The organism is Thermus oshimai DSM 12092 (assembly GCF_000373145.1).
Taxonomy (GTDB): Bacteria; Deinococcota; Deinococci; order Deinococcales; family Thermaceae; genus Thermus; species Thermus oshimai.
In genome coordinates, this window is sequence record NZ_KB890603.1 from 277,824 (window position 1) to 298,301 (window position 20,478).

Below are 20,478 nucleotides of genomic sequence, written 5' to 3' on the forward strand. Positions count from 1 at the left end.
GATGCGAAGCCTCGTCCTCCTCCTCCTCCTCCTCGGTCTGGCCCTGGCCCAGGTGCGCCTGGGCCCCCTGCCCCCCCTCCAAGGCCCCCCGGGGGCCTACCTCAGCCTGAGCGTGGAGGCCGAGGGCCAGGGGGAGGTCCGCTTCCGGCTCCTCCTCCCCGAGGGCTGGCAGGCCCTTTCCGACACCCGGGAGGCCCTCCTGGAGGGGAAGGGGGTGGTGGCCTTCACCCTGAGGGTGCCCGAGGCCCCCGCGGGCATCCGGGCCCCGGTGGCGGTGGTGGCCCACCAGGGCGGGGTGGAGGTGGCCAGGAGCCAGGGGGTGGTGGAGGTTCTGGCCCGCACCGAGCTCCGCCTTTCCGTTCCGGAGCGCCTCGAGGCCCCCCTGGGGGCCCCCTTTGAGTTTCCCCTTTACCTGGTGAACGCCTCCAACCACAAGGAGACCGTATTCCTGCGGGCGGAAGGGGCGGTTTTTCAGATCTACCTGAACCCCCAGAGCCTGGACCTGGACCCGGGGGAGGCCCGGAGCGTCCGGGTCACGGTGGTCCCCCAGGGGGAGGTGAGCTCGGGCTACCCCTTTTACCTCAAGCTGCGGGCCGAGCCCCGCTCCGCCCCCCAGGCCGCCCGGGAGGTGGGGGCCCTCATCCTCTTCATGGATCCCCTGATGGCCTCGGGCCGGGGCAAGGACCCCGAGCTCACCCTGGCCCTGCGCATGGGGGTGGGCCTGGGCCTGGCCCTAACCCCGGGGGCCGCCCCCGCCTTCTCCCTGGGCTACACCCTGGCCCCCACCCTGAGCGGCGCCCTTTCCGACTACTACACGGCCACCCTGGAGACCGCCCCCCTTTCCGGCACCTGGCAGGACCCCTGGAACCCCCCCCAGAGCGCGGGGTTCAGCCTCAAGGGGGAGGGCCTGGAGGTGCGGGGCACCTACGGGGGAGGAAGCTACCGCCTCCAAAGCGCCCTCCGGGCCGGGGCGGTGCGGAGCAGCCTGGACCTGGGCCACCAGCCGGGGGGGGTCTGGAGCCTGGCCCTGGGGGCGGTGAGCCAGGACCCGGGGCTGGACCTCCAGGGGAGCCTTTCCACCCAGATCAAGCCCGATGGCCGCCAGGACGCCCTGGGGGTGCGCTACCGCCTGCCCCTGGGGGGCGGGTTCCTCCTGGGGGCGGGGCTGGACCTGGCGGGGCGGATGGCGGAAGGGTACGCCCTTGCCCTGGCCCTGCAGGAGAGCCTTTCCTGGCAGACCCAGGACCTGGACCTCACCCAGACCTACGCCGGGGTGCCCGCCGCGGGGCTCCACGCCTTTGGCCTTTCCGGGGGAACCCGCTCCCTCTACCCCCTGGGCCTCCGGGGCCAGACCAGCCTCCAGCTTTCCGGCCAGGGGGGGCTTTGGCAGTCGGGCCTGACCCTTTACCTGCAGCCCGTCCCCGGGGCCTTTCTGAGCCTGGGGGGCACCTACCGCCAGGCCCCCGAAGGCCGCTCCTTCGGCCTCGCCCCCGGGCTTTCCGCCGCCTTCGCCGAGCCTGGGGTCTACGCGGGCAGCCTCTACCTGGCCTACGGCCTGACCCGCCTCCTGGAGGGCCAGGGGCTGGAGGGCGAGACCTTCCAGGCGGGCCTTTCCCTAACCGCGGGGGAGCTCTCCCTCTCCGGGGGGGTTCTCCTGAAGGACCTGGGGGCGAGGAGCCTCGAGGCCTCCTTGGGCCTCCGCTACAGCCTTGGGGCCCTGGGCTACCTGCAGGCCCTCTACCAGCAAAAGGAAAGCCCCGAAGGGCAGAGCCTCCTCTACGGGGGGAGCTGGAGCCAGCTCTGGGAAGGGGGGCTTGTGAGCGAACTCCTCTACCGCCGAGAGGTGAAGGAGGGCCAGGGGGGGCACCGCTTCGGCTTAACCTTAAGCCAGCGGGACTTCCTCCTTCCGGGCCTGAGCCTGGGCGGGGGGTACGCCCTCCTCCTCCTGCCCGAGGGCCCCCGCCACGCCTTCAGCCTGAGCCTGGGCTACACCCAAGCCCTCACCTTCCCCACCCCCAGGCCGGTGGTGGACCTCTTCGGGGGCCGGAAGGGCGGGGAGGTGGCGGGGCGGCTTTTCCGGGATGGGAACCTGAACGGCCAGCCGGACCCGGGGGAGGAGGGGCTTCCGGGGGTTCGGGTCTGCCTGGGCTCCGTTTGCGAGGCCACGGACGGGGAGGGGCGGTTCCGCCTCCTGGTGCCCGTGGGCCGCTACGCCTGGACCTTCCAGGGCCTTCCCGCCACCTTGGCCCTCCTCTCCGAGGCCCCGGTCCAGGTGGAGCTGAACGCCCGCCTGGCCCAAGACCTCCCCGTGGCCCCGGCGGTGGCCCTGGAGGTGTGGGTTCTGGACGACAAGAACGGCAACGGACAGGAAGACCCGGGGGAACACGGCATCGCCTACGCGGGGGTGTGCGCCGAGGGGCCTGTGACCCGGTGCGCCCGGGCGGACGAAAGCGGCCGCGCTCTGATCCCTGGCCTTTTCCAGGGCACCTACCGCCTGAAGGCCGACGCCCGCTACCTGCCCCCGGGGTACGGGCCGGGCCTCGAGGCCACCCTCCAGGTCACCCCCCCCGCGGCCCCCATCCCCCTGCGGGTCACCGCCTTGCCCCCTAAGCGGGAAGTGGAGATCACCTACCGGGCGGGGGACCTGGCCCTGGTGGGGAGCGTGGCCCCCTTGACCCCCGTGGCCGGGGAGGAGGTGGAGGTGCGGGCCCTGGCCCAGGGGGCCCCCGAGGCGGTCTACCTCCTCCTCCCCGAAGGCCCCGTGGCCCTGGAGCCCCAGGGGGAGGGGTACTTCGCCCGCCGCCTCCGCCTCCGGCTCCCCCCCGGCTACCACACCCTTACCCTCCGGGCGGTGAAGGGCGAGGAACGGGTGGAAAGCCCCTTGGGCCTCCTCCTGGCCCAGGGGCCTCTTTACAGCCCCCAGACCGCGGAAAGCCAACCCCTCCGCTTGGTCCTCCGTTTCCGGGCCCGGGCTTTGCGCCTTCTGGGGGAGGGAGGGGTTTACGAGCTTAAGAGCAAGGACGGGTACACCTGGGAGGGGACCTTGCCCCTCACCGGGGAGCACACCCTCAAGGTGGTGGCGGACGGGGAGGAGCTCGGGCCCCTCCTCCTGCGCCTGCCCAAGGAAAGCGCCCAGGAGGGCGCCCCTTAAAAAAGAAGGAGACGATCATGAGGAAGATTTGGCCTATAGCGTTTGCGGCGGCGCTCCTTGCCGCCTGCTCCCAGCCCTCTGGGGACCTGAAGCCCCAGGTGGCCGTGGGGCCGGCCCTCACGGTGGAGAAGACCGCGGTCCCCCACTTCCGGCGCACCTACCGCTGGACCCTGGAGAAGCGGGTGCTGGACCCCGCAAGCGGCGAACTCACCCTGAGCCCGGGCCAGCCCTACACCCTCCGCTACCGGGTGGTGGCCAGGGCCCAGGCGGAAGACAGCGGGTACCGGGTGACGGGCCAGGTGGTCTTCCGGAACACCGGCACCAGCACCGTGTACCTGCAAACCCCCACGGACACCCTTTCCACCGGGGAATCCGTGGCCCTGGACTGCGGCGTGAGCTTCCCCTACGCCCTGGCGACAGGGGCTAGCCTCACCTGCACCTACGCCCAGGACCTGCCGGACGGGCAAGACCGCACCAACACCGTCCAGGTGGCCTGGGGTACGGACGGGACGAGCTTCCCCAATACCGCCCAGACCCAGGCCAGCTTCGCCTTTACCAACCCCACGGAGGTGGTGGACGAGACCGCCCAGCTGAACGACACCCTGGGCGGGGCTTTGGGGACGGTCACCGCCAGCGGCATCGCCTTCCAGCAGGCCTTTGAGTACACCCACCAGGTCCGCTACGACCAGTGCGGGAACTACCGGGTGGACAACCGGGCCCACCTCCAGACCACGGACACCGGCGCCGAGGCCCACGCCGAGGCCAGCGTGACGGTGCGGGTCCCCTGCCAGGGCTGCACCCTGACCCAGGGCTACTGGAAGACCCACTCCCGGGAGGGCCCGGCGCCCTACGACGCCGCGTGGCAGAACCTGGGCTCCCAGGAGGAGGACACCCCCTTCTTCACCCTGGGCCAGACCTGGTACGCCGTCTTCTGGACCGCGCCCCGGGGGAACGCCTACTACATCCTGGCCCACCAGTACATGGCCGCCAAGCTGAACGTTCTGGACGGGGCTTCTGCGCCAGCTGAGGTCATGAACGCCCTGAGCGGGGCCGAGATCCTCTTCGGTGGCCTCCCCGCGGGGAGCACCGCCTTGACCTCCACCCAAAGGAGCCAGGCCCTGGCCTGGGCCAGCCTCCTGGACAGCTACAACAACGGCCTCGTCGGCCCCGGGCACTGCTCGGAATAGGGGGTGGGAGGTGAGGCACCTTCTCCTCTTGGTCTTGGCGGGCGTGCTTTCGGCCTGCGGCGCGGCCATCCGCACCAGCGGGGCTCTCCGCATCCTCTCCGTGGCCCCGGACGTGGTGGCGGGCTGCACCGTGCGGGCGGGGGACTGGATGGCCCTTAAGGGGAACGCCTTCGGGACCCAGGCGGAGTGGGACGCGGGGGTGAACTACGTCCTCTTTCCCCCTGGGGTGAAGGCCGAGCCCGTGGAGCTCACCCAAAGCGAAAACCCGGCCACCCTCTTCTTCCGGGTGCCCCTCGAGGCGGAAAGCGGCGAGATCCGGGTCCACGTGGAAGGGGTGGGGGAGGCCTGGATCCCCGTGCGGGTGGAGCCTGCCCTCTCGGTGCAGATGGCCGTGCCCGGGTGCGAGGCCCCCACGCCGCCTTCCGAGCCCCAATAGGCCTTTGGGAAGACCCCCGCCGGGCTTTCCCGGCGGGGGTTTACTTGAGGTGGTCCAGGAACTCCTCCCGGGTTTTGGCGCTTTCCCGGAACACCCCCAGCATGGCGCTGGTGACGGTGCGGGAGTGCTGCTTCTCCACCCCCCGCATCATCATGCAGAGGTGCACCCCCTCCACCACCACCCCCACCCCCTGGGGCTCCAGGACCTCCTGGATGGCCTCCGCGATCTGCACCGCCAGGCGCTCTTGCACCTGGAGGCGGCGGGCGAACATGTCCACGATGCGGGCGAACTTGGAAAGCCCCAGGATCTTCCGGTTGGGGATGTAGCCGATGTGCACCTGGCCGAAGAAGGGGAGCATGTGGTGCTCGCAGAGGGAGTAGAACTCAATCCCCTTGACCACCACCATCTCGCTCCCCTCCGCCTGGAAAATGGCGCCGTTGACGATCTCCTCCAGGCTCTGCCGGTAGCCCCGGGTGAGGAAGGCCCAGGCCTTGGCCACCCGCTCCGGGGTTTTCTTAAGGCCTTCCCGCTCCGGGTCCTCGCCGATGAGCCTGAGCCACTCCTCGGAAAGGGCCTGCAGGCGCTCCAGGTCCACTTCCGTGACGAAGCTCAGGCCGGTTTCTTCAATCTCCACCATTCTGCGTTCCATACTGCCCTATCCCGTCCCTTCCCTGTGTAGCGGGGGGCTCACTCGGGGGTGAGGAGGCCCTCTTCCAGAAGGCCCTTGGCCTCCTCCTCGGCCAAGGGGAAGCCCTGGGCCGCCCGCTTTAGGGTCTCCAGGAGCCCCTTTTGCCGCTTCAGGCGGAGGTGGAGCTCGCTGAAGGGGTTCAGGGCGTCCTGCCCCCTTAGGGTGAGGCGGTAGCGCCGGGGGGCCTCCACGGGGAAAAGCCCCCGGGCGTAGCGCTCCGCCAGGGCCCGGTAGCGGGGGGCGTTTTCCGGGGGCGGGACGGCCTTTACCACCCGGGCCGGGACCCCCAAGGCCAGCTGCCCCTCGGGGACCTCCATCCCCGGGGGCACCACCGCCCCCGCCCCCACCACCGCGTTCCGCCCGATGCGGGCCCCGTTCAGGACGACGGCCCCCATGCCGATGAGGGCCCCTTCCTCCACCACCGCCCCGTGGACCACCGCCCGGTGCCCCACGGTGACCTCTGGCCCGAGGAGGCAGGGGAAGCCGGGGTCCGCGTGCAGCACCGCCCCGTCCTGGACGTTGGTGCCGGGGCCGATCACCACCTTTTCCAGATCCCCCCGCACCACGGCCCCAAACCAAACCGAGGCCCCTTCCCCCACCTCCACCTGGCCCACCACGTAGGCCCCGGGGGCGATGAAGGCCGTGGGGTGGATCCGGGGGGCCTTGTCCTCAAAGCGGAAGGCGCTCAAGGGCCACCTCCAAGAGCCTCAGGTCCTCGGGGAAGGCGAGGAGGGCCCGCGCCTCCTCGGGGCTGAACCAACCCGCCCCCGCCATGCCGGCCTCGAGGCGGGGCTCCCCCTCCCCCCGCATCAGGAACCAGTGCACCTCCCGCTCCACCCCCTTGGGGTTCACGTAGCGGGTGGGGAAGAGGGGGAGGAGGACCGTGGCCCGGATGCCCGTTTCCTCCAGAACCTCCCGCACGGCGGCCTCCTCCAGGCCCTCCCCCGGTTCCGGGTGCCCCTTGGGGAAGACCCAGAAGCCCATGCGGTCCCGGAGGAGGAGGACCTCGCCTTTGGGGTTGAAGACCACGCCGCCCGCCCCCCGAACCGCTCCTTCCATGCCCTTATCCTACCCGTTCGTGGTAGAGTGGGGGGATTGGGTGTGCCCATGGAGATTAGAAACATTGCCATCATTGCCCACGTGGACCACGGCAAGACCACGCTGGTGGACGCCATGCTTCGCCAGGCCAAGGCCCTGGGGAAGGAGGAGGGGGAGCGCATCCTGGACTCCTTTGACCTGGAAAGGGAGCGGGGCATCACCATCCTGGCCAAGAACACCGCGGTGGTCTGGAAGGGCGTGAAGATCAACATCGTGGACACCCCGGGCCACGCGGACTTCGGCGGGGAGGTGGAGCGGGCCCTTTCCCTGGTGGAGGGGGTCCTCCTCCTGGTGGACGCCGCGGAGGGCCCCATGCCCCAGACCCGCTTCGTCCTGCGGAAGGCCCTGGAGGCGGGGCTCAAGCCCATCGTGGTCCTGAACAAGGTGGACAAAAAGGACGCCCGCCCCGACGAGGTCCTCTCCCTCACCTTTGACCTCATGGTGGAGCTTGGGGCCACGGACGAGCAGCTGGACTTCCCCTACCTCTACGCGGTGGGCCGGGAGGGGCGGGCCTGGCGGGAGGCCCCCCGGGAGGACCTGTCCGAGCTCTTCCAGGCCATCCTGGAGCACATCCCCCCGCCCCAGGCGGCGGAGGGCCCTTTCCAGCTCCGGGTGGCCAACCTGGACCACTCCCCCTACCTGGGCCGGGTGGTGGTGGGCCGGGTGGCCCGGGGCCGGGTGCGCAAGGGGGAGACGGTGGCCATCCTGAAGGCAGAGGGCCAGCTCCAGGCCAAGGTGGCCGCGGTCTACACCCACCAGGGCCTGGAGCGCCTGGAGGTGGAGGAGGCCACCCCCGGGGACATCGTGGCCCTGGCGGGGCTGGAGGGGGCGGAGATCGGGGACACGGTGGCGGACCTCGAGGCCCCCGAGGCCCTGCCCCCCCTGCGGGTGGACGAGCCCACCGTGGCCCTCACCCTCACCCCCAACACCTCCCCCTTCGCCGGCCGCGAGGGGCGGTACGTGACCGGGCAGAAGCTAAAGGAGCGCCTGGAGAAGGAGCTCCGCACCAACGTGGCCCTGCAGGTGCTGGAGCTTTCCCCGGAGACCTTTGAGCTTCGGGGCCGGGGGGAGCTCCACCTGGCGGTGCTCCTGGAGACCATGCGCCGGGAGGGGTACGAGTTCAGCGTGGGCCAGCCCCGGGTCCTCTTCAAAGACGGCCTCGAGCCCTACGAGCGCCTCACGGTGGAGGTCCCCGAGGAGCGCCTGGGGCCGGTGATGGAGGCCCTGGGCCGCCGGCGGGCGGAGATGGTGCACATGGAGGTGGGGAGCCGGGTGCGGGCGGAGTTCCTCCTGCCCGCCCGGGCCCTTTTTGGCTTCCGGAGCCTCTTCCTCTCCCTCACCGGGGGGGAGGGCCTCCTGGGCCACACCTTCCACGGCTACGGCCCCCCCGCGGGGCCCATAGAGACCCGCACCACGGGGAGCGCGGTGGCCATGGAGGCCGGGGTGGCCACCGCCTACAGCCTCCACCGCCTCCAGGAGCGGGTGCGGTTTTTCATCCAGCCGGGGACGGAGGTCTACGTGGGCATGATCGTGGGGGAGCACGTGCGGGAGAACGACCTGGAGGTGAACGTCACCACCGCCAAGAAGCTCACCAACATCCGGGCCGCGGGCTCGGACGAGAACATCCGCCTCATCCCCCCGAAGCCCCTCTCCCTGGAGGAGGCCCTGGAGTTCCTAGCCGAGGACGAGCTTTTGGAGGTGACCCCGAAAAGCCTCCGCCTGCGCAAGAAGATCCTGGACCCCAGCGCCCGCAAGCGGGCCGTGGCCCGGTAAAAAAAGCGTGGGGGGCATTCCGCCCCCCACCCGCCTTTTTAGGCCTTACTCCTCTTCCCGCTCCCCGTAGGTTTCCAGGGCTTCCTGCCACGCCTGGCTTACTTCCTTGGCCTGCTCCATGGTGCCCTCCTTAAGCCTAAGGGTAGGGGTGGGGCACGCTGGAGGGAGCGGGTTAGGCCGGGAAGCCGTACACCAAAAGGCGGTGTAGGCCAGAAGAGGCTACACTACCCCGTGAGGATGGCCTCCGCCTTGAGCCGGGCCAGGACCGCCTCCAAACTGCCCCCTTGCCACCGCTCCACCGCGTAGGCCCCTAAGGGGAAGCGCTCCTTGAGGCGCTTGAGGAGGCCCGCCGCGTCCTCGGGCCGGCTGCCCTGGAGGACCAGAAGAAAGCCCTCCCCAAGCCGGAAGGCCAGATCCCCCCGCCTCAGCTCGGAAAGGAGGCGCTCGGGGTTCAGGGGGGCCTCGAGGTAGACCAGGACCAAAGGACGCCTGAGGGCGAGCCCCTCCAAGGCCCCCGCCATCCGCTTAAGCTCCTCGGGCCCTCCCATCCCCTGGGGGGGCGGGAGGAGGGGGGCCTCCTGCCCGGTGCCCAGGAGGAAGGCGGCGAAAAGGGCCAGGCTCCCCAGGATGGGCACCAGGTAGGCCGGGAAGGCCACCCCGCCCACAAAGGCGAAGGCGGCTCTCAGGGCCAGGTCCAGGGTCCAGAGGGCCAGGGCCAGGACCAGGGCGAACTGGACCCGGGGGGCCAGGGGAAAGCGGGAAAAGAGGCTCGCCGTCCCCGCCAGGAGGAGGGCCGCCGTCAGGAACCCCAGGCCCTCCCCCACCTCCCCCTCGGGGGCGAAGAGGGTAAGGGGCAAAAGCCCCAGGAGGAAGAAGAGCCAGGGGAGGAGGAAAAGCCCCCGCATGCCCTTCCAGGCTACCACGTAGGATGAGGGGGATGGGTCCTTTGGCCGAGCGCCTCCGCCCGAAAAGCCTGGACGAGGTCCTGGGCCAGGACCACCTGGTGGGGCCGAAGGGCCCCCTAAGGCGCTTTTTGGAACGGGGGTATCTCCCCTCCCTGGTCCTCTTCGGGCCCCCCGGAAGCGGCAAGACCACCCTGGCCCGGCTCCTCGCCCAAGGCCTCGGCCGTCCCTTCCGCCACCTCTCCGCGGTGGAGGCGGGGCTTAAGGAGGTGCGGGAGGCGGTGGCGGAGGCCAGGCGGGCGGGGGGGCTGGTGCTATTCCTGGACGAGATCCACCGCTTCAACAAGGCCCAGCAGGACGCCCTCCTCCCCCACCTGGAATCGGGCCTCCTCACCCTGGTGGGCGCCACCACGGAAAACCCCTCCTTCGCCCTCACCCCCCCCTTGCGCTCCCGCCTGCGCTTCTTCCCGGTGAAGCCCCTTTTGGAGGAGGACCTCCTTGCCCTCCTCCAAAGGGCCCTGGCCCACCTGCCCGGGGTGGAGGCGGAGGAAGGGGCCCTCCGCCTCCTGGCCCAGGCCGCCCAGGGGGACGCCCGCCGGGCCCTGAACGCCTTGGAGCTTGCCGCCCTCGCGGGGCAGGTCACGGAGGAAAGCGCCAGGGAGGCCCTGGGGGCCCTCCTCCCCGCCTTGGACCGGGGCGGGGACCTCTTCTACGACCTGGTCTCGGCCCTGCACAAGAGCATCCGGGCCAGCCACGTGGACGCCGCGCTCTACTACCTGGCCCGGCTCCTTTTGGGCGGGGCCGACCCTCTCTATGTGGCCCGGCGGCTCATCCGCATCGCCGCGGAGGACGTGGGCCTGGCCGACCCCCAGGCCCTCCGGCTTGCGGTGGCGGCCAAGGCGGCCTACGAGGCCCTGGGGAGCCCGGAAGGGGAGCTGGCCCTGGTGGAGGCCGCGGTGTACCTGGCCCTAGCCCCCAAGGCCAACAGCCTCTACGCCGCCTGGAAGCGGGCGGAGGAGGCCCTGAAGGCCCACCCCAGCGCCTCCGTGCCCCTCCACCTTAGGAACGCGCCCACCGCCCTCCAGAAGGCCTTGGGCCACGGGGCGGGGTACGCCTACTACCACGAGGACCGGGAGGGGAGCTTCGCCCAGGCCTACCTGCCGGAGGGCCTCGAGGGCCTCACCCTCTTTGAGGCCACGGGGGAGGGCTTTGAGGAGCGGGTGCGGGAAAGGCTGAAGGCCCTCAGGGCGCGTTTCCGAAGCGCCAGGCCCCGGAAAGATTCAGGATAACCCCTTCCCCTATAGCCAGGGCCCCTAGCTCCAGGATCCACGCCTTTTCGTAGACCCCTGCGGATAGGCCGAAAAGCCAGCCTGCCCTGCTCCCCCATCCCGGAATCGCTATAAAGTGGATCCGGGGGGAGAGGTAAACCCCGCCTCCTCCCAGCAGAAGCCCCAGGTCCGCCGCCACCGGTACCCCCTGGCTCCAGTCCGCGTCCGGGCTTGGGGGCGGCAGGGTGAGGCCGAAGTCCAGGGCCGCCCCCGGGGCCAGGGCCCACTTGGCCCCGCCCCTCAGGCCCCACTGGAGGTTCAGGTTCCACTCCAAGGTTCCGTCCCCTTCCGCGTAGGCCAGGTAGGGGAGGGGCGCCACGGGGTACTGGTCCTGGTTGGCGAAGGGGTTGGTCACCAAGGAGGCCCCCACGGTGAAGCTTGGGCCCCTGGCCGCCTCCGGGGTCCTCAGGGTGGCCACGGGCACGCACCCCGAAAGGAGAAGGACCAGGACGATCCACCTCCTCATCCTTTCACCCCCTTTAGCCCTAGTTTACCCCTTAAGCCCCTCCTCAAAGGTGGCCACCACCCGTCGCTCGAAGAGGAGGTAGAGGAGGGCCAGGGGGAGGACGGAGAGGAGGGCCGCCGCGGAGAGGAGGCCCCAGTCCGTGGGGTACTTGCGCTGGAGGTCCGTGAGCCAGGTCTGCACCGTCCAGAGCCTCGGGTCCGAGACCACCACCCGGGGGTAGAGGACCAGGTTCCAGTGGGCGGCGAAGGCCAGGACCCCCGCGGCCACCAGGGTGGGCCGCACCAGGGGGAAGAGGATTCGGAAGAGGAGGACCCTATGCCCCGCCCCGTCCAGCCGGGCCGCCTCCAAGAGCTCCTCCGGCACCCCGCGCATGGCCTGGTAGACCAGGTAGACGATGAAGGGGCTTGCGGCGAAGGGGAGGACCAGGGCCCAGACGGTCTCCAGAAGCCCCAGGCCCTTCAGAATCCCGTAAAGGGGCACCAGGAGGAGCTCCGCGGGGACGGCCATGAGGACCAGGTAAAAGGGCAGAAGGCCAAGCCCAGCCCTAAGGGCGTAGGCGGCGAGGAGGGCGGTGAGGAGCTGGAGGGCCACCACCCCCCCGGAAAGCCCCAAGGAGAAGAGGAGCCTTTCCCAAAACCCCTCCCCCCTTAGGGCCGTGAGGTTTTCCAGGCTGAAACCGAGATGGCGGAAGAGCTCTCCGCTATAGACCGCCTCCTTGGGGAGGAAGGCGGCGTAGGCCATCCAGAGGAAGGGGAGGAGGATAAAGAAGAGGATGAAGGCCACGAAGAGGTGCCGCAGGAACCCCATCCCCCCTACTCTACACCCACGGGCACCCTGGGCCGCTCCAGGCCCGCCTGGGCCGCGGCCAGCCGGGCGGTGAGGACCCGGTAGGGGCTGGCGGAGACGTAGTCCAGGAGGGGTTCCACGAAGCGCACGCTCCCCGCCTCCCCCCCGTGCTCCCCGCAGAGGCCGAGCTTGAGCCTGGGGTTCGCCCGCCGCCCCTCCTCCACCGCAAGCTGGAGGAGCCGCCCCACCCCCTTCTCGTCCAGGCGCTCCGTGGGGTCAAAGGGGAAGAGCCCCTCCTCCAGGTAGCGGGGCAGGAAGCGGCCCGCGTCGTCCCGGGAGAGGCCGAAGGTCATCTGGGTGAGGTCGTTGGTGCCGAAGCTGAAGAAGTCCACCAAAGGGGCGATCTCCCCCGCGAGGAGGCAGGCCCTGGGGGTTTCCAGCATGGTGCCGAAGGGGATGGGGCCGTATTCCTGGAAGAGCTCCTCCGCCAGAGCCCTCGCCCTTTCCACCTCCTTGGGGTCGGCCACCAGGGGGACCATGACCTCAGGCCTGGGGTCCAGGCCCTCTTCCCGGAGCTCCCGGGCGGCCTCCAGGAGGGCCCTAAGCTGCATGCGGAAGATCTTGGGCCTGAGGAGGAGGAGCCTGACCCCCCGGAAGCCCAGCATGGGGTTCACCTCCTTTAGGGCCTCCACCCGCTCCAAGAGGGCCTTGGCCTCCTCGTCCCCCCGCTTCCTAAGCTCCTCCTCCGAGGGCAGGAACTCGTGCAGGGGCGGGTCCAGGAGGCGCACGGTGACGGGGAGGCCGTCCATGGCCTTTAGGATCCCCTTGAAGTCCTCCTTCTGGAAGGCGAAGAGGTGCTTTAAAGCCTCTTCCTCCTCCGCTTCATCCTTCGCCAGGATAAGCCTCTGCACGTAGGGCAGGCGCTCTTGGGCGAAGAACATGTGCTCCGTGCGGCAAAGCCCGATCCCCTCCGCCCCCAGGGCCCGGGCCCTCTTGGCGTCCTCGGGGGTGTCCGCGTTGGCCCGCACCCCCAGGCGCCGGTGGGGCTCGGCCCAGGCGAGGAGCTTTTCCAAAAGCGCCGTGTCTCCCTCCTCCAGAAGCGGCACCGCCCCGAGAAAGACCTCCCCCGTGCCCCCGTCCAGGGTGAGGAGGTCCCCTTCCCGGATCTCCACCCCGTCCACCAGGGCCCGCCCCGCCTCGGGGAAGACCCTTAGGGCCTCCGCCCCCACCACCGCGGGCACCCCCAGGCCCCGGGCCACCACCGCCGCGTGGGAGGTGAGGCCGCCCCGGGCGGTGAGGATGCCCCGGGAGAGGTACATCCCGGTGATGTCCTCCGGGGTGGTCTCGGGCCGCACCAGGATGGTGGGAAGGCCCTGGGCGCTCAAGCGCTCCGCGGCCTCGTTGCTGAAGACCGCGTGGCCTATGGCCGCCCCGGGGCTTGCGGGAAGGCCTTTCAGGAGAGGTTTGGGGGCCTTTTCCCGGTCCACCTCGGGGCGGAGGAGGCCGGGGAGGGCGTTGGCCTCCACCCTTAGGAGGGCCTCCTCCCGGGAGATGAGGCCCTCTTCCGCCATCTCCACCGCGATGCGCACCGCGGCTTTGGCCGTGCGCTTGCCGCTTCGGGTCTGGAGGAGAAAGAGCCTTCCCCGCTCCACGGTGAACTCAAAGTCCTGCATGTCCCGGAAGTGGCGCTCCAGGCGCTCGGCCACCCCCCTTAGCTCCTCGTAGACCCCGGGGGCGTAGGCCTTCAGGGCCTCGAGGGGCTCGGGGGTGCGCACCCCCGCCACCACGTCCTCCCCTTGGGCGTTCCGAAGGTACTCCCCGTAAAGGCCCTTCTCCCCCGTGGCCGGGTTGCGGGTGAAGCCCACCCCGGTGCCCGAATCCTCCCCCAGGTTGCCGAAGACCATGGCCTGGACCACCACCGCGGTGCCCATCTCCTCGGGGATGCCGTAGATGCGGCGGTAGGCCCTGGCCCGGGGGTTCTGCCAGCTCTTGAAGACCGCCTCTATGGCCCCCTGGAGCTGGGCCCAGGGGTCCATGGGGAAGGGGGTGCCCCGCTCTTCCAAAAGGCGGAGGAAGCGGAAGGAAAGCTCCTCCAGGTCTTCTGCTCCCAGGGCGCTGTCCGCCCCCACGCCCCTTCTCCGCTTGGCCTCCTCCAAAAGGGCCTCAAAGGCCTGGGCCTCCACCCCCAGGACCACCTCCCCGTACATCTGCACCAGGCGGCGGAAGGTGTCCCAGGCGAAGCGGGGGTTCCCCGTGGCCCGGGCCAAGGCCCCTACCCCCTCCAGGGTGAGGCCGAGGTTGAGGATGGTGTCCATCATCCCGGGCATGGAGACCGGGGCCCCGCTGCGCACGGAAACGAGGAGGGGAGGGGTGGCCCCCTCCCCCCGGCCGAAGCGCTTCCCTACTAGGCCCTCGAGGGCCGCCATCTTGGCCGCCACCGCCTCCTCCAGGCCGGGCACGGCCCCCTCCTTGAGGTAGGCCCGGCAGGCCTCCGTGGGGACGATGAAGGCGGGGGGTACGGGGAAGCCTGCCTGGGCCATCTCCACCAGGCCAAACCCCTTCCCCCCTAGGACCTCCTTGCCGAGCCCCCGGGCCTCCGAAAGCAGGTACACCTGGACCATGCCCCGAGGATAGGGGTTTCCGTGGAAGCGTGGAAAAGTGTACCCGTGTAACCCTTACACCGCTTGGGGACAAAAAGGCTTACACCCAAGCCCCCTCGAGGGGGCTTGGGTGTGGGGAGGTTACCGCTTGGCCAAGGCGCGCTCTGCCGCCAGCTGGGCCTGCCGGGCTAGATCGGTGGCGTGGAGGAGGATGCGGGCAGCTTCCTGAGGGCTGTGGAACCCCATGCTGTTTTCCGCGTCAACGAAGTCCCAGCGGAGCTGGGCTGCCCGATGGAGCTTCCGCGCCTCCTCTAGCGCCTCGTCCGGTACCCCCGCCTCCATGGCCTTTTGGATGGCTAGGATAGCGTCCTCCAAGGCTTTTTCGGTGGTGGTGGCGAGCTCCTTGGTCCGGTCCTGGATGGTCTTGACCCGGTTTAAGAGCTCCGCTTCGGGTACCCGGTGGCAGGTCTGGCAGCTTTGGGCCACTTGGGTCAGGGGGCTCCGGATCCAGTGATCGCTGATCTTCATCCCCCCCACCCGGATGTAGGGCATGTGGCAGTCCGCGCAGGCCACGCCCGCCTGGTGGTGCACGCTGGTGGTGTAGAGCTCGTACTCCGGGTGTTGCATCTTGATCATGGGGGCTTGGGTGATGGCGTGGGTCCAGTCCTTAAACCCGTAAGCGTCGTAGTGGGCTTCTATGGCCTCCACGCTGGTGCCGCGCGACCAAGGGAAGGTGAGGGTTTTCCCTTCACCTAGGAAGTAGTACTCCACGTGGCACTGGGCGCAGACCAGGGAGCGCATCTCCTGCCTCGAGGCCTGCCTCCAGTCCTTACCCTGGGCTTTGAGCGCGTTTTCCAAAGCGGGCCGGGTGATGCGTAGGGCCATGGTTTTGGGATCGTGACAATCCGCGCAGGTAACCCCGAGGTGCCCGCCCGCCGCCAACCGCTCCCGGAACTCGTTGTAAGGGGTGCGGTTGAGGGTGTCCCACCCTATTTCCGCCACCAGCTTCACAAACTCGCCGGTGTGGCAGTTTAAGCAAGCGCCCGGCTGCTTGAATTCCGTGGTCCGCTTGGTTTGGTATTGGTCCAGCTGGGCGTAGTGGTGGCCCCGGTCCTCCTTGTAATCTACGGAGAAGGGGTGGCCGGCCCAGGCCAGCTTTAGGAAAGGCTTTTCTGCTAGCTTGTCGTAGCGGACCCCACCCCCATAGGCCGTCCGCCCATACTCCTCCCTGGTCCGCAGGAAGCGGTCATAGTGGAGGGGAAAGTTTTGGCCCCAAACGGCAGGGTCCACCTCCAGCTCCCCGATCTCCACCAGCCGCAAGGGGTACTGCTTCGCTTCGGCCTGCCGTTTGACGATAACGCTGAGAACGTACCCTACACCTATCCCTAGTACCCCGAAAAGCACCAGGATGCCTAACCCCTTCCATCCCCTTTTCGGCATGCTTTCACCTCACTTCAGGGCCCTGTGCCCTACGTTGCCGTGGCAGGCGGTGCAGTTGAGATCTTCCGGTCCATGAACCCCCGGCCGGAGGAGCATCTGTTCCACCACCGGGCGGTGGCAGGCCACGCAGTTGTCCAGGGCTATGGCCTTGTTCCAGGGGGTAATGACGATGGGTTCAGGAAAACGCCCCGTGGTGAAGGCCACGCTGTGACGGAGACCGCTGACGGCTTTGGTGGTCCATTTGCCCAAGAAGGTGTGGGGCATGTGGCAATCGTTACACGTGGCCCAGTTGCGATGGCTGGAGTGTTGCCAGGATTCGTACTGATCCCGCATGATGTGGCAGTTGACGCACGCCCGGGGATCGTTGCTGAGATACGACCACCCCTTTCCTTGATAGAACGCGTACCCGGCTAGGCCGAGGATAAACCCCAGACCGGCCAGCCAAGGGGCGCTGCGCAGAAAGCTCATACCCCCTATCCTCCTACGTCAAGGGTACCGGCGCTTAAGGGGCCTGTCCAGGGACACGAGTCCTTAGCCGACTTTTAGAATGGGCTCGTGGCTTCCCTTTCGGGCGTTAAGGTTTTAGACCTCTCCCGCGTCCTGGCGGGCCCCCTTTGCACCATGATCCTGGCCGACCTCGGGGCGGAGGTGGTGAAGGTGGAACCCCCCTGGGGGGACGAGACCCGGGGCTGGGGCCCCCCTTTCGTGGAGGGCGAAAGCGCCTACTTCCTCTCGGTGAACCGCGGGAAAAAGAGCCTCGCCCTGGACCTCAAGCACCCCGAGGGCCAGAAGGCGGTGCGCCGCCTGGCGGAGCGGGCGGACGTCCTGGTGGAGAACTTCAAGACCGGGGACCTGGCCCGCTACGGGCTGGACTACGAAAGCCTCCAGGCCCTTAACCCCAGGCTCGTGTACCTCTCCATCACCGGCTTCGGCCAGACCGGCCCCCGGGCCAAGGAGCCAGGCTACGACGCTGCCCTCCAGGGCTACACCGGCATCATGTCCGTGACCGGGGACCCCCATGGCCCCCCCATGAAGGTGGGTGTGGCCTGGATTGACGTGATGACGGGGATGATGGGGGCCTTAGCGGTCCTCGCCGCCCTGTGGGAACGGGAAAGGAGCGGCCTCGGCCAGCACATCGACCTCTCCCTCTTTGACGTGGGCCTCTTCGCCCTGGCCAACCTTGGGGAAAGCTACCTCCTCACGGGCAAGCCCCCAAGAAGGCTTGGGAACGCCCACGCCCAGATCGTGCCCTACGGGGCCTTCCCCGCGGCGGACGGCTTTCTCGTGCTCGCGGTGGGGAACGACGAGCAGTTTAGGAGGCTCTGCGGCCTCCTGGGGCTTCCTGGGCTCTATGCGCGCTTCCCCCAAAACGCGGGGAGGGTGGAGGCCCGGGAGGAGGTGGAAAGGACGCTTTCCGAGGTCCTCAAGACCCGCCCCAGGGCTTACTGGTTGGAACTTTTTCAGAAAGAAGGGATCCCCGCCGCCCCCGTGAACGACCTCGCCGAGGCCTTCGCTGACCCCCAGGCCCAGGCCCGGGGGGCGGTCTGGACCCTGGAGCACCCCCTCCTTGGGGCCCTCCCTACCCTGGCCAACCCCTTGCGCTTCCTCTCCCGCACCCCTGCGAGGCCCACCCTCCCCCCGCCCCTCCTGGGCCAGCACAGCCGGGAGGTGCTCCTCGAGGCGGGCTTTTCCCAAGAGGAGGTGGAGGGGCTCCTTCGGGAAGGGGTGGTCAAGGGGCCGTAATGGGTTGGGGAAGAGCCCTTTTAGGGGCCCCCGTCGCGGCGCAAGCCGCGACGGGAAAAAAACACCCCCGGCTTCCCAGCGGCGCCCGACCCGAGGCGCTTAGGGCTGCTTCCTTCCGGACCTGACCCGGTTCACGCCCGGACCGCCGCGCTGGACCGGGGGCTTTTGTAGTATAGCACCCATGGAGGCCTTAAAGGTGGAGGGCCTGAGCAAGCGCTACGGGCGGAAGCCCATCCTGGAGGGCGTGTCCCTTTCCGTGCGTCCGGGGGAGGTCTACGCCCTGGCGGGCCCCAACGGTTCCGGCAAGACCACCCTCATCCGCCTCCTCACCGGGCTCGCCTTCCCCACCGCGGGGAAGGCCTTCCTCCTGGGGGAGGACGTCCACCAGAACCCGAGGGCCCGGCGCCACCTGGGGGCGGTGGTGGAGGCCCCCGCAGCCTTCTACCCCCACCTCACGGGGCGGGAGAACCTGCGGATGCAGGCCTACCTCTCCGGGCTTAAGGACGAGGCCCGCATAGGGGAGGTCCTGGCCCGGCTTAAGCTCCTCTCGGTGGCGGACCAGAAGGTGGCCCTTTACTCCCTGGGCCAGCGCCAAAGGCTCGGCCTGGCCGCGGCCATCCTCCACCGCCCCAAGGTCCTGGTGCTGGACGAGCCCACCAGCGGCCTGGACCCCGAGGGGGTGGAGCTGGTCCACACCCTTCTCCGGGAACTCGCCAAGGAGGGGGTGGCGGTTTTCCTCTCCACCCACCACCTGCAGGAGGTGGCCGCCTACGCCCACCGGGTGGGGATCCTGGGGGGCGGGCGCCTTCTGGACGAGGTGGGGCTTGGGGAAAGGCGCCTGTTCCGCCTGGAGGCGGAGCCCCTGGAAGGGGCCTTGGCCCTCCTCAAGACCCTGCCCCAGGTGAAGGAGGCCAGGCTCCAAGGGAGGGCCATCCTCCTGGAGGGCGAGCCGGAGGCCGCCCTTAGGGCCCTCCTCCAGGACGGGTACCGGGTCCTGGCCTTCCACCCCCACCGCTTTGACCTCCTGGCCTACTACCAGGAAAGGGTGCACCATGCTTAGGGTTTTCTTCTGGGAGCTGTCCAAGCTATTCCACCTTCGCTCGGTGCGGATCGGCCTTGTGGTGGCCTTCCTGCTCCCTTTTCTCTGGGCTTTGGCCCCCGGGCTGAAGGAGGTCTACGGCCTGGTCCTGGCCTCGGGCTGGCAGGTGGTGGCCTTAAGCCTCCTTGCGGGGATGGAGTTCCTCTTCCCCTTCCTGGTGGTCATGGCCGCCAGCGAGGCCCTGGGGGGGGAGGTGGCCCAGGGGACCCTGAAAACCCTCCTCCTCAGGCCTTTTCCCCGTTATAGCCTCCTCCTCGCCAAGCTCCTCGCGGTGCTCCTCTACCCCTTCCTCCTCCTTTCGGCAAGCTTCCTAGGGGGGCTCCTCGCGGGCCTGCCCCATGGCCTTGGGGGCTTTTTCGGGGGCACGGGGCTTGGGCCTGGGGGGTTTGCCGGGGTGGGGTACCTTTCCCCTGGGGCGGCCTTGGGGGAGCTCCTCGAGGCCCACCTCCTGGCGGGGATGGTGCTCCTTCCTTTGGCGGCGCTCGCCCTCCTCTACGCCACGGTCTTCCTCTCCACCACGGCCAGCGCCCTGGCCGCGGTGGCCACCCTCCTCCTCATGCGCCTCCTTGTCGCCTTCCCCGCCCTCACGCCCTTCCTCCTCACCACCTACCTGGACCTGCACCTGCGCCCAGAGGCGGCCGCCATCGGGCTTCCCCTCCTCCTCCTCTACACCCTGGGGTTTGGGGGGCTCGCCCTCCTTACCTTTGAGCGAAAGGACCTTTGAACCGTCCCCCCTCCAGGATGGGCTCGCCGTCCACCAGGAGCCTTCCTTCCTTGAGGGAGAGCACCAGGTCCAGGTGGAGGGCGCTTTCGTTTTTCCCTCCGGTTTCCGGGTAGCTCCGGCCCAGGGCCAGGTGCACCGTGCCCCCCATCTTCTCGTCCAGGAGGATGAGGCCCGTGGGCCGGTCCAGGGCGAAGTTGGTGCCGATGCCGATTTCCCCCAGCCTTCTGGCCCCCGCGTCCGTGGCCAGGGCGGAAAGGAGGTAGTCTTCTCCGGCTTCCGCCCTTGCCTCCACCACCGCCCCGCCCTGGAAGCGGAGGTAAGTCCCCTCCACCCGCCTCCCCCCCACGAAGGCCGGGAGGTTGAAGCGCACCTCCCCTTCCGCGGAGTCCTCGAGGGGCCCGGTGAAGACCTCCCCCGAGGGCATGTTCCGCTTCCCGTCGGAGTTGATCCAGGTGCGCCCCGCCACGCTGAGGGTGAGGTCCGTGCCCGGGGCCTGGATCCTCAGGGTTTTGGCCTGGCTAAGCTTGGCGATGAGGCCTTCCTGGAAGCGGGAGAGGGCCCGCCAGGCCGCCACCGGGTCCTCTTGGTCCAGGAAGAGGGCCCGTTCCAGGTAGCGCCGGAAGGCCTCCGTGCCCATCCCCGCCCCCACCGCGTAGCCCACCGTGGGGTAGAGGGTGAGGGTCCAGCGCTTCCTGAGCCGGGCTTCGGCCAGGGGCCGCCAGGCCCGGGCGTGCTCCACGGCGAGGGCCGGGTCCACCTCCGCGCCCTCTAGGGGGTTTTCCTGGGAGAGGATGCGCAGGAACTTATCCGCCCTTTCGTAGAGGGCCCGTTCGGCCTCGGGGATCTCCGTCCGCCACCTGCCCCCGTGGAGGAGGAGGTCTTTGGCCTCCCCAGGATAGCCCAGGCGGATGAGGGGGTAGGCCCCCCGCTCCAGGAGGGCCCGCTTCAGGTGGGGGAGGAGGGGGAGGGCGGGGGTTTCCGCCTCTATGAGGACGGTTTCCCCTTCCTGGGCCTCGAGGCAGTAGTCCGCGAGGAGCCTGGCAAAGCGCGCTTCCAC

At 69.5% G+C, this 20,478-nt stretch carries 18 protein-coding genes and 1 other RNA gene; 8 read left to right on the forward strand and 11 right to left on the reverse strand.

Annotated features, from left to right (window positions below; translation table 11 throughout):
* The first annotated feature begins 1 nt into the window (after position 1).
* From B043_RS0103790 to B043_RS0103800, 3 genes are read left to right on the forward strand one after another with little or no spacing between them, the layout of a single operon-like run.
* Complete coding sequence (locus B043_RS0103790; protein WP_018461000.1) at positions 2–3,151, forward strand: hypothetical protein; 3,150 nt, start codon at positions 2–4, stop codon at positions 3,149–3,151.
* Positions 3,152–3,168: 17 nt separating this feature from the next.
* The gene (locus B043_RS0103795; protein WP_018461001.1) at positions 3,169–4,338 is read left to right on the forward strand and encodes a hypothetical protein; all 1,170 of its coding nucleotides are present in this window, start codon (positions 3,169–3,171) and stop codon (positions 4,336–4,338) included.
* Positions 4,339–4,348: 10 nt separating this feature from the next.
* Positions 4,349–4,774 carry a hypothetical protein gene (locus tag B043_RS0103800; RefSeq protein WP_018461002.1) on the forward strand — a complete coding sequence of 142 codons (426 nt, stop codon included), beginning with the start codon at positions 4,349–4,351 and terminating at the stop codon, positions 4,772–4,774.
* A 40-nt stretch (positions 4,775–4,814) separates the two neighbouring features.
* Here the strand turns inward: B043_RS0103800 and folE are convergent, their stop codons facing one another.
* The 3 genes from folE to B043_RS0103815 are packed head-to-tail and all read right to left on the reverse strand — an operon-like array spanning position 4,815 to position 6,521.
* The gene (gene folE / locus B043_RS0103805) at positions 4,815–5,423 is read right to left on the reverse strand and encodes a GTP cyclohydrolase I FolE (RefSeq protein ID WP_026234116.1); all 609 of its coding nucleotides are present in this window, start codon (positions 5,421–5,423) and stop codon (positions 4,815–4,817) included.
* A gap of 38 nt (positions 5,424–5,461) precedes the next feature.
* Positions 5,462–6,151, reverse strand: a complete 690-nt coding sequence (locus B043_RS0103810) for a gamma carbonic anhydrase family protein (RefSeq protein ID WP_016328436.1) — start codon at positions 6,149–6,151, stop codon at positions 5,462–5,464.
* Positions 6,132–6,521, reverse strand: a complete 390-nt coding sequence (locus tag B043_RS0103815; RefSeq protein ID WP_016328437.1) for an NUDIX hydrolase — start codon at positions 6,519–6,521, stop codon at positions 6,132–6,134. Before B043_RS0103815 ends, B043_RS0103810 begins: the two co-directional genes overlap by 20 nt.
* Positions 6,522–6,569: 48 nt before the next feature.
* Here B043_RS0103815 and typA point away from each other — a divergent pair, with 48 nt between their 5' ends.
* Positions 6,570–8,333: a translational GTPase TypA gene (gene typA, locus B043_RS0103820; RefSeq protein WP_026234117.1), complete on the forward strand. Its 1,764-nt coding sequence runs from the start codon at positions 6,570–6,572 to the stop codon at positions 8,331–8,333.
* Positions 8,334–8,557: 224 nt separating this feature from the next.
* Here typA and B043_RS0103825 read toward each other — a convergent pair whose 3' ends face one another.
* The gene (locus B043_RS0103825) at positions 8,558–9,238 is read right to left on the reverse strand and encodes a nucleotidyl cyclase domain-containing protein (protein ID WP_018461005.1); all 681 of its coding nucleotides are present in this window, start codon (positions 9,236–9,238) and stop codon (positions 8,558–8,560) included.
* Between the two features lie 23 nt (positions 9,239–9,261).
* Here B043_RS0103825 and B043_RS0103830 point away from each other — a divergent pair, with 23 nt between their 5' ends.
* Entirely contained in the window at positions 9,262–10,524 is a 1,263-nt protein-coding gene (locus B043_RS0103830; protein WP_026234118.1) for a replication-associated recombination protein A, read from the forward strand.
* Here B043_RS0103830 and B043_RS0103835 read toward each other — a convergent pair.
* From B043_RS0103835 to nrfH, 5 genes are all read right to left on the reverse strand, one after another.
* On the reverse strand, positions 10,478–11,029 hold the full coding sequence (locus B043_RS0103835) for a hypothetical protein (RefSeq protein WP_018461007.1): 552 nt from the start codon (positions 11,027–11,029) through the stop codon (positions 10,478–10,480). The genes B043_RS0103830 and B043_RS0103835 overlap by 47 nt on opposite strands.
* A gap of 24 nt (positions 11,030–11,053) precedes the next feature.
* On the reverse strand, positions 11,054–11,836 hold the full coding sequence (locus B043_RS0103840; protein WP_018461008.1) for a carbohydrate ABC transporter permease: 783 nt from the start codon (positions 11,834–11,836) through the stop codon (positions 11,054–11,056).
* Between the two features lie 5 nt (positions 11,837–11,841).
* Positions 11,842–14,436 (reverse strand): pyruvate, phosphate dikinase, encoded by a 2,595-nt coding sequence (gene ppdK / locus B043_RS0103845; RefSeq protein WP_018461009.1) that lies wholly within the window; start codon positions 14,434–14,436, stop codon positions 11,842–11,844.
* Positions 14,437–14,556: 120 nt separating this feature from the next.
* Positions 14,557–15,726 (reverse strand): ammonia-forming cytochrome c nitrite reductase subunit c552, encoded by a 1,170-nt coding sequence (locus B043_RS0103850; RefSeq protein WP_245538876.1) that lies wholly within the window; start codon positions 15,724–15,726, stop codon positions 14,557–14,559.
* Positions 15,727–15,864: 138 nt separating this feature from the next.
* Complete coding sequence (gene nrfH / locus B043_RS0103855) at positions 15,865–16,323, reverse strand: cytochrome c nitrite reductase small subunit (protein WP_018461010.1); 459 nt, start codon at positions 16,321–16,323, stop codon at positions 15,865–15,867.
* Positions 16,324–16,410: 87 nt separating this feature from the next.
* On the opposite strand from nrfH, the gene B043_RS0103860 reads away from it, so the two are divergent.
* On the forward strand, positions 16,411–17,598 hold the full coding sequence (locus tag B043_RS0103860) for a CaiB/BaiF CoA transferase family protein (RefSeq protein WP_018461011.1): 1,188 nt from the start codon (positions 16,411–16,413) through the stop codon (positions 17,596–17,598).
* Between the two features lie 61 nt (positions 17,599–17,659).
* On the opposite strand, the gene ffs is transcribed toward B043_RS0103860, so the two are convergent.
* An RNA gene (ffs, locus tag B043_RS12565) (signal recognition particle sRNA small type) lies at positions 17,660–17,760 on the reverse strand.
* A gap of 19 nt (positions 17,761–17,779) precedes the next feature.
* Between ffs and B043_RS0103865 the strand changes: the two genes are divergently transcribed.
* Positions 17,780–18,658, forward strand: a complete 879-nt coding sequence (locus B043_RS0103865; protein WP_018461012.1) for an ABC transporter ATP-binding protein — start codon at positions 17,780–17,782, stop codon at positions 18,656–18,658.
* A complete protein-coding gene (locus tag B043_RS0103870; protein ID WP_016328448.1) occupies positions 18,651–19,421 on the forward strand; it encodes an ABC transporter permease in 771 nt (256 codons plus the stop codon). Before B043_RS0103865 ends, B043_RS0103870 begins: the two co-directional genes overlap by 8 nt.
* Here the strand turns inward: B043_RS0103870 and B043_RS0103875 are convergent.
* The gene (locus tag B043_RS0103875; RefSeq protein ID WP_018461013.1) at positions 19,396–20,478 is read right to left on the reverse strand and encodes an aminopeptidase; all 1,083 of its coding nucleotides are present in this window, start codon (positions 20,476–20,478) and stop codon (positions 19,396–19,398) included. The two genes, B043_RS0103870 and B043_RS0103875, sit on opposite strands and share 26 nt — an antisense overlap.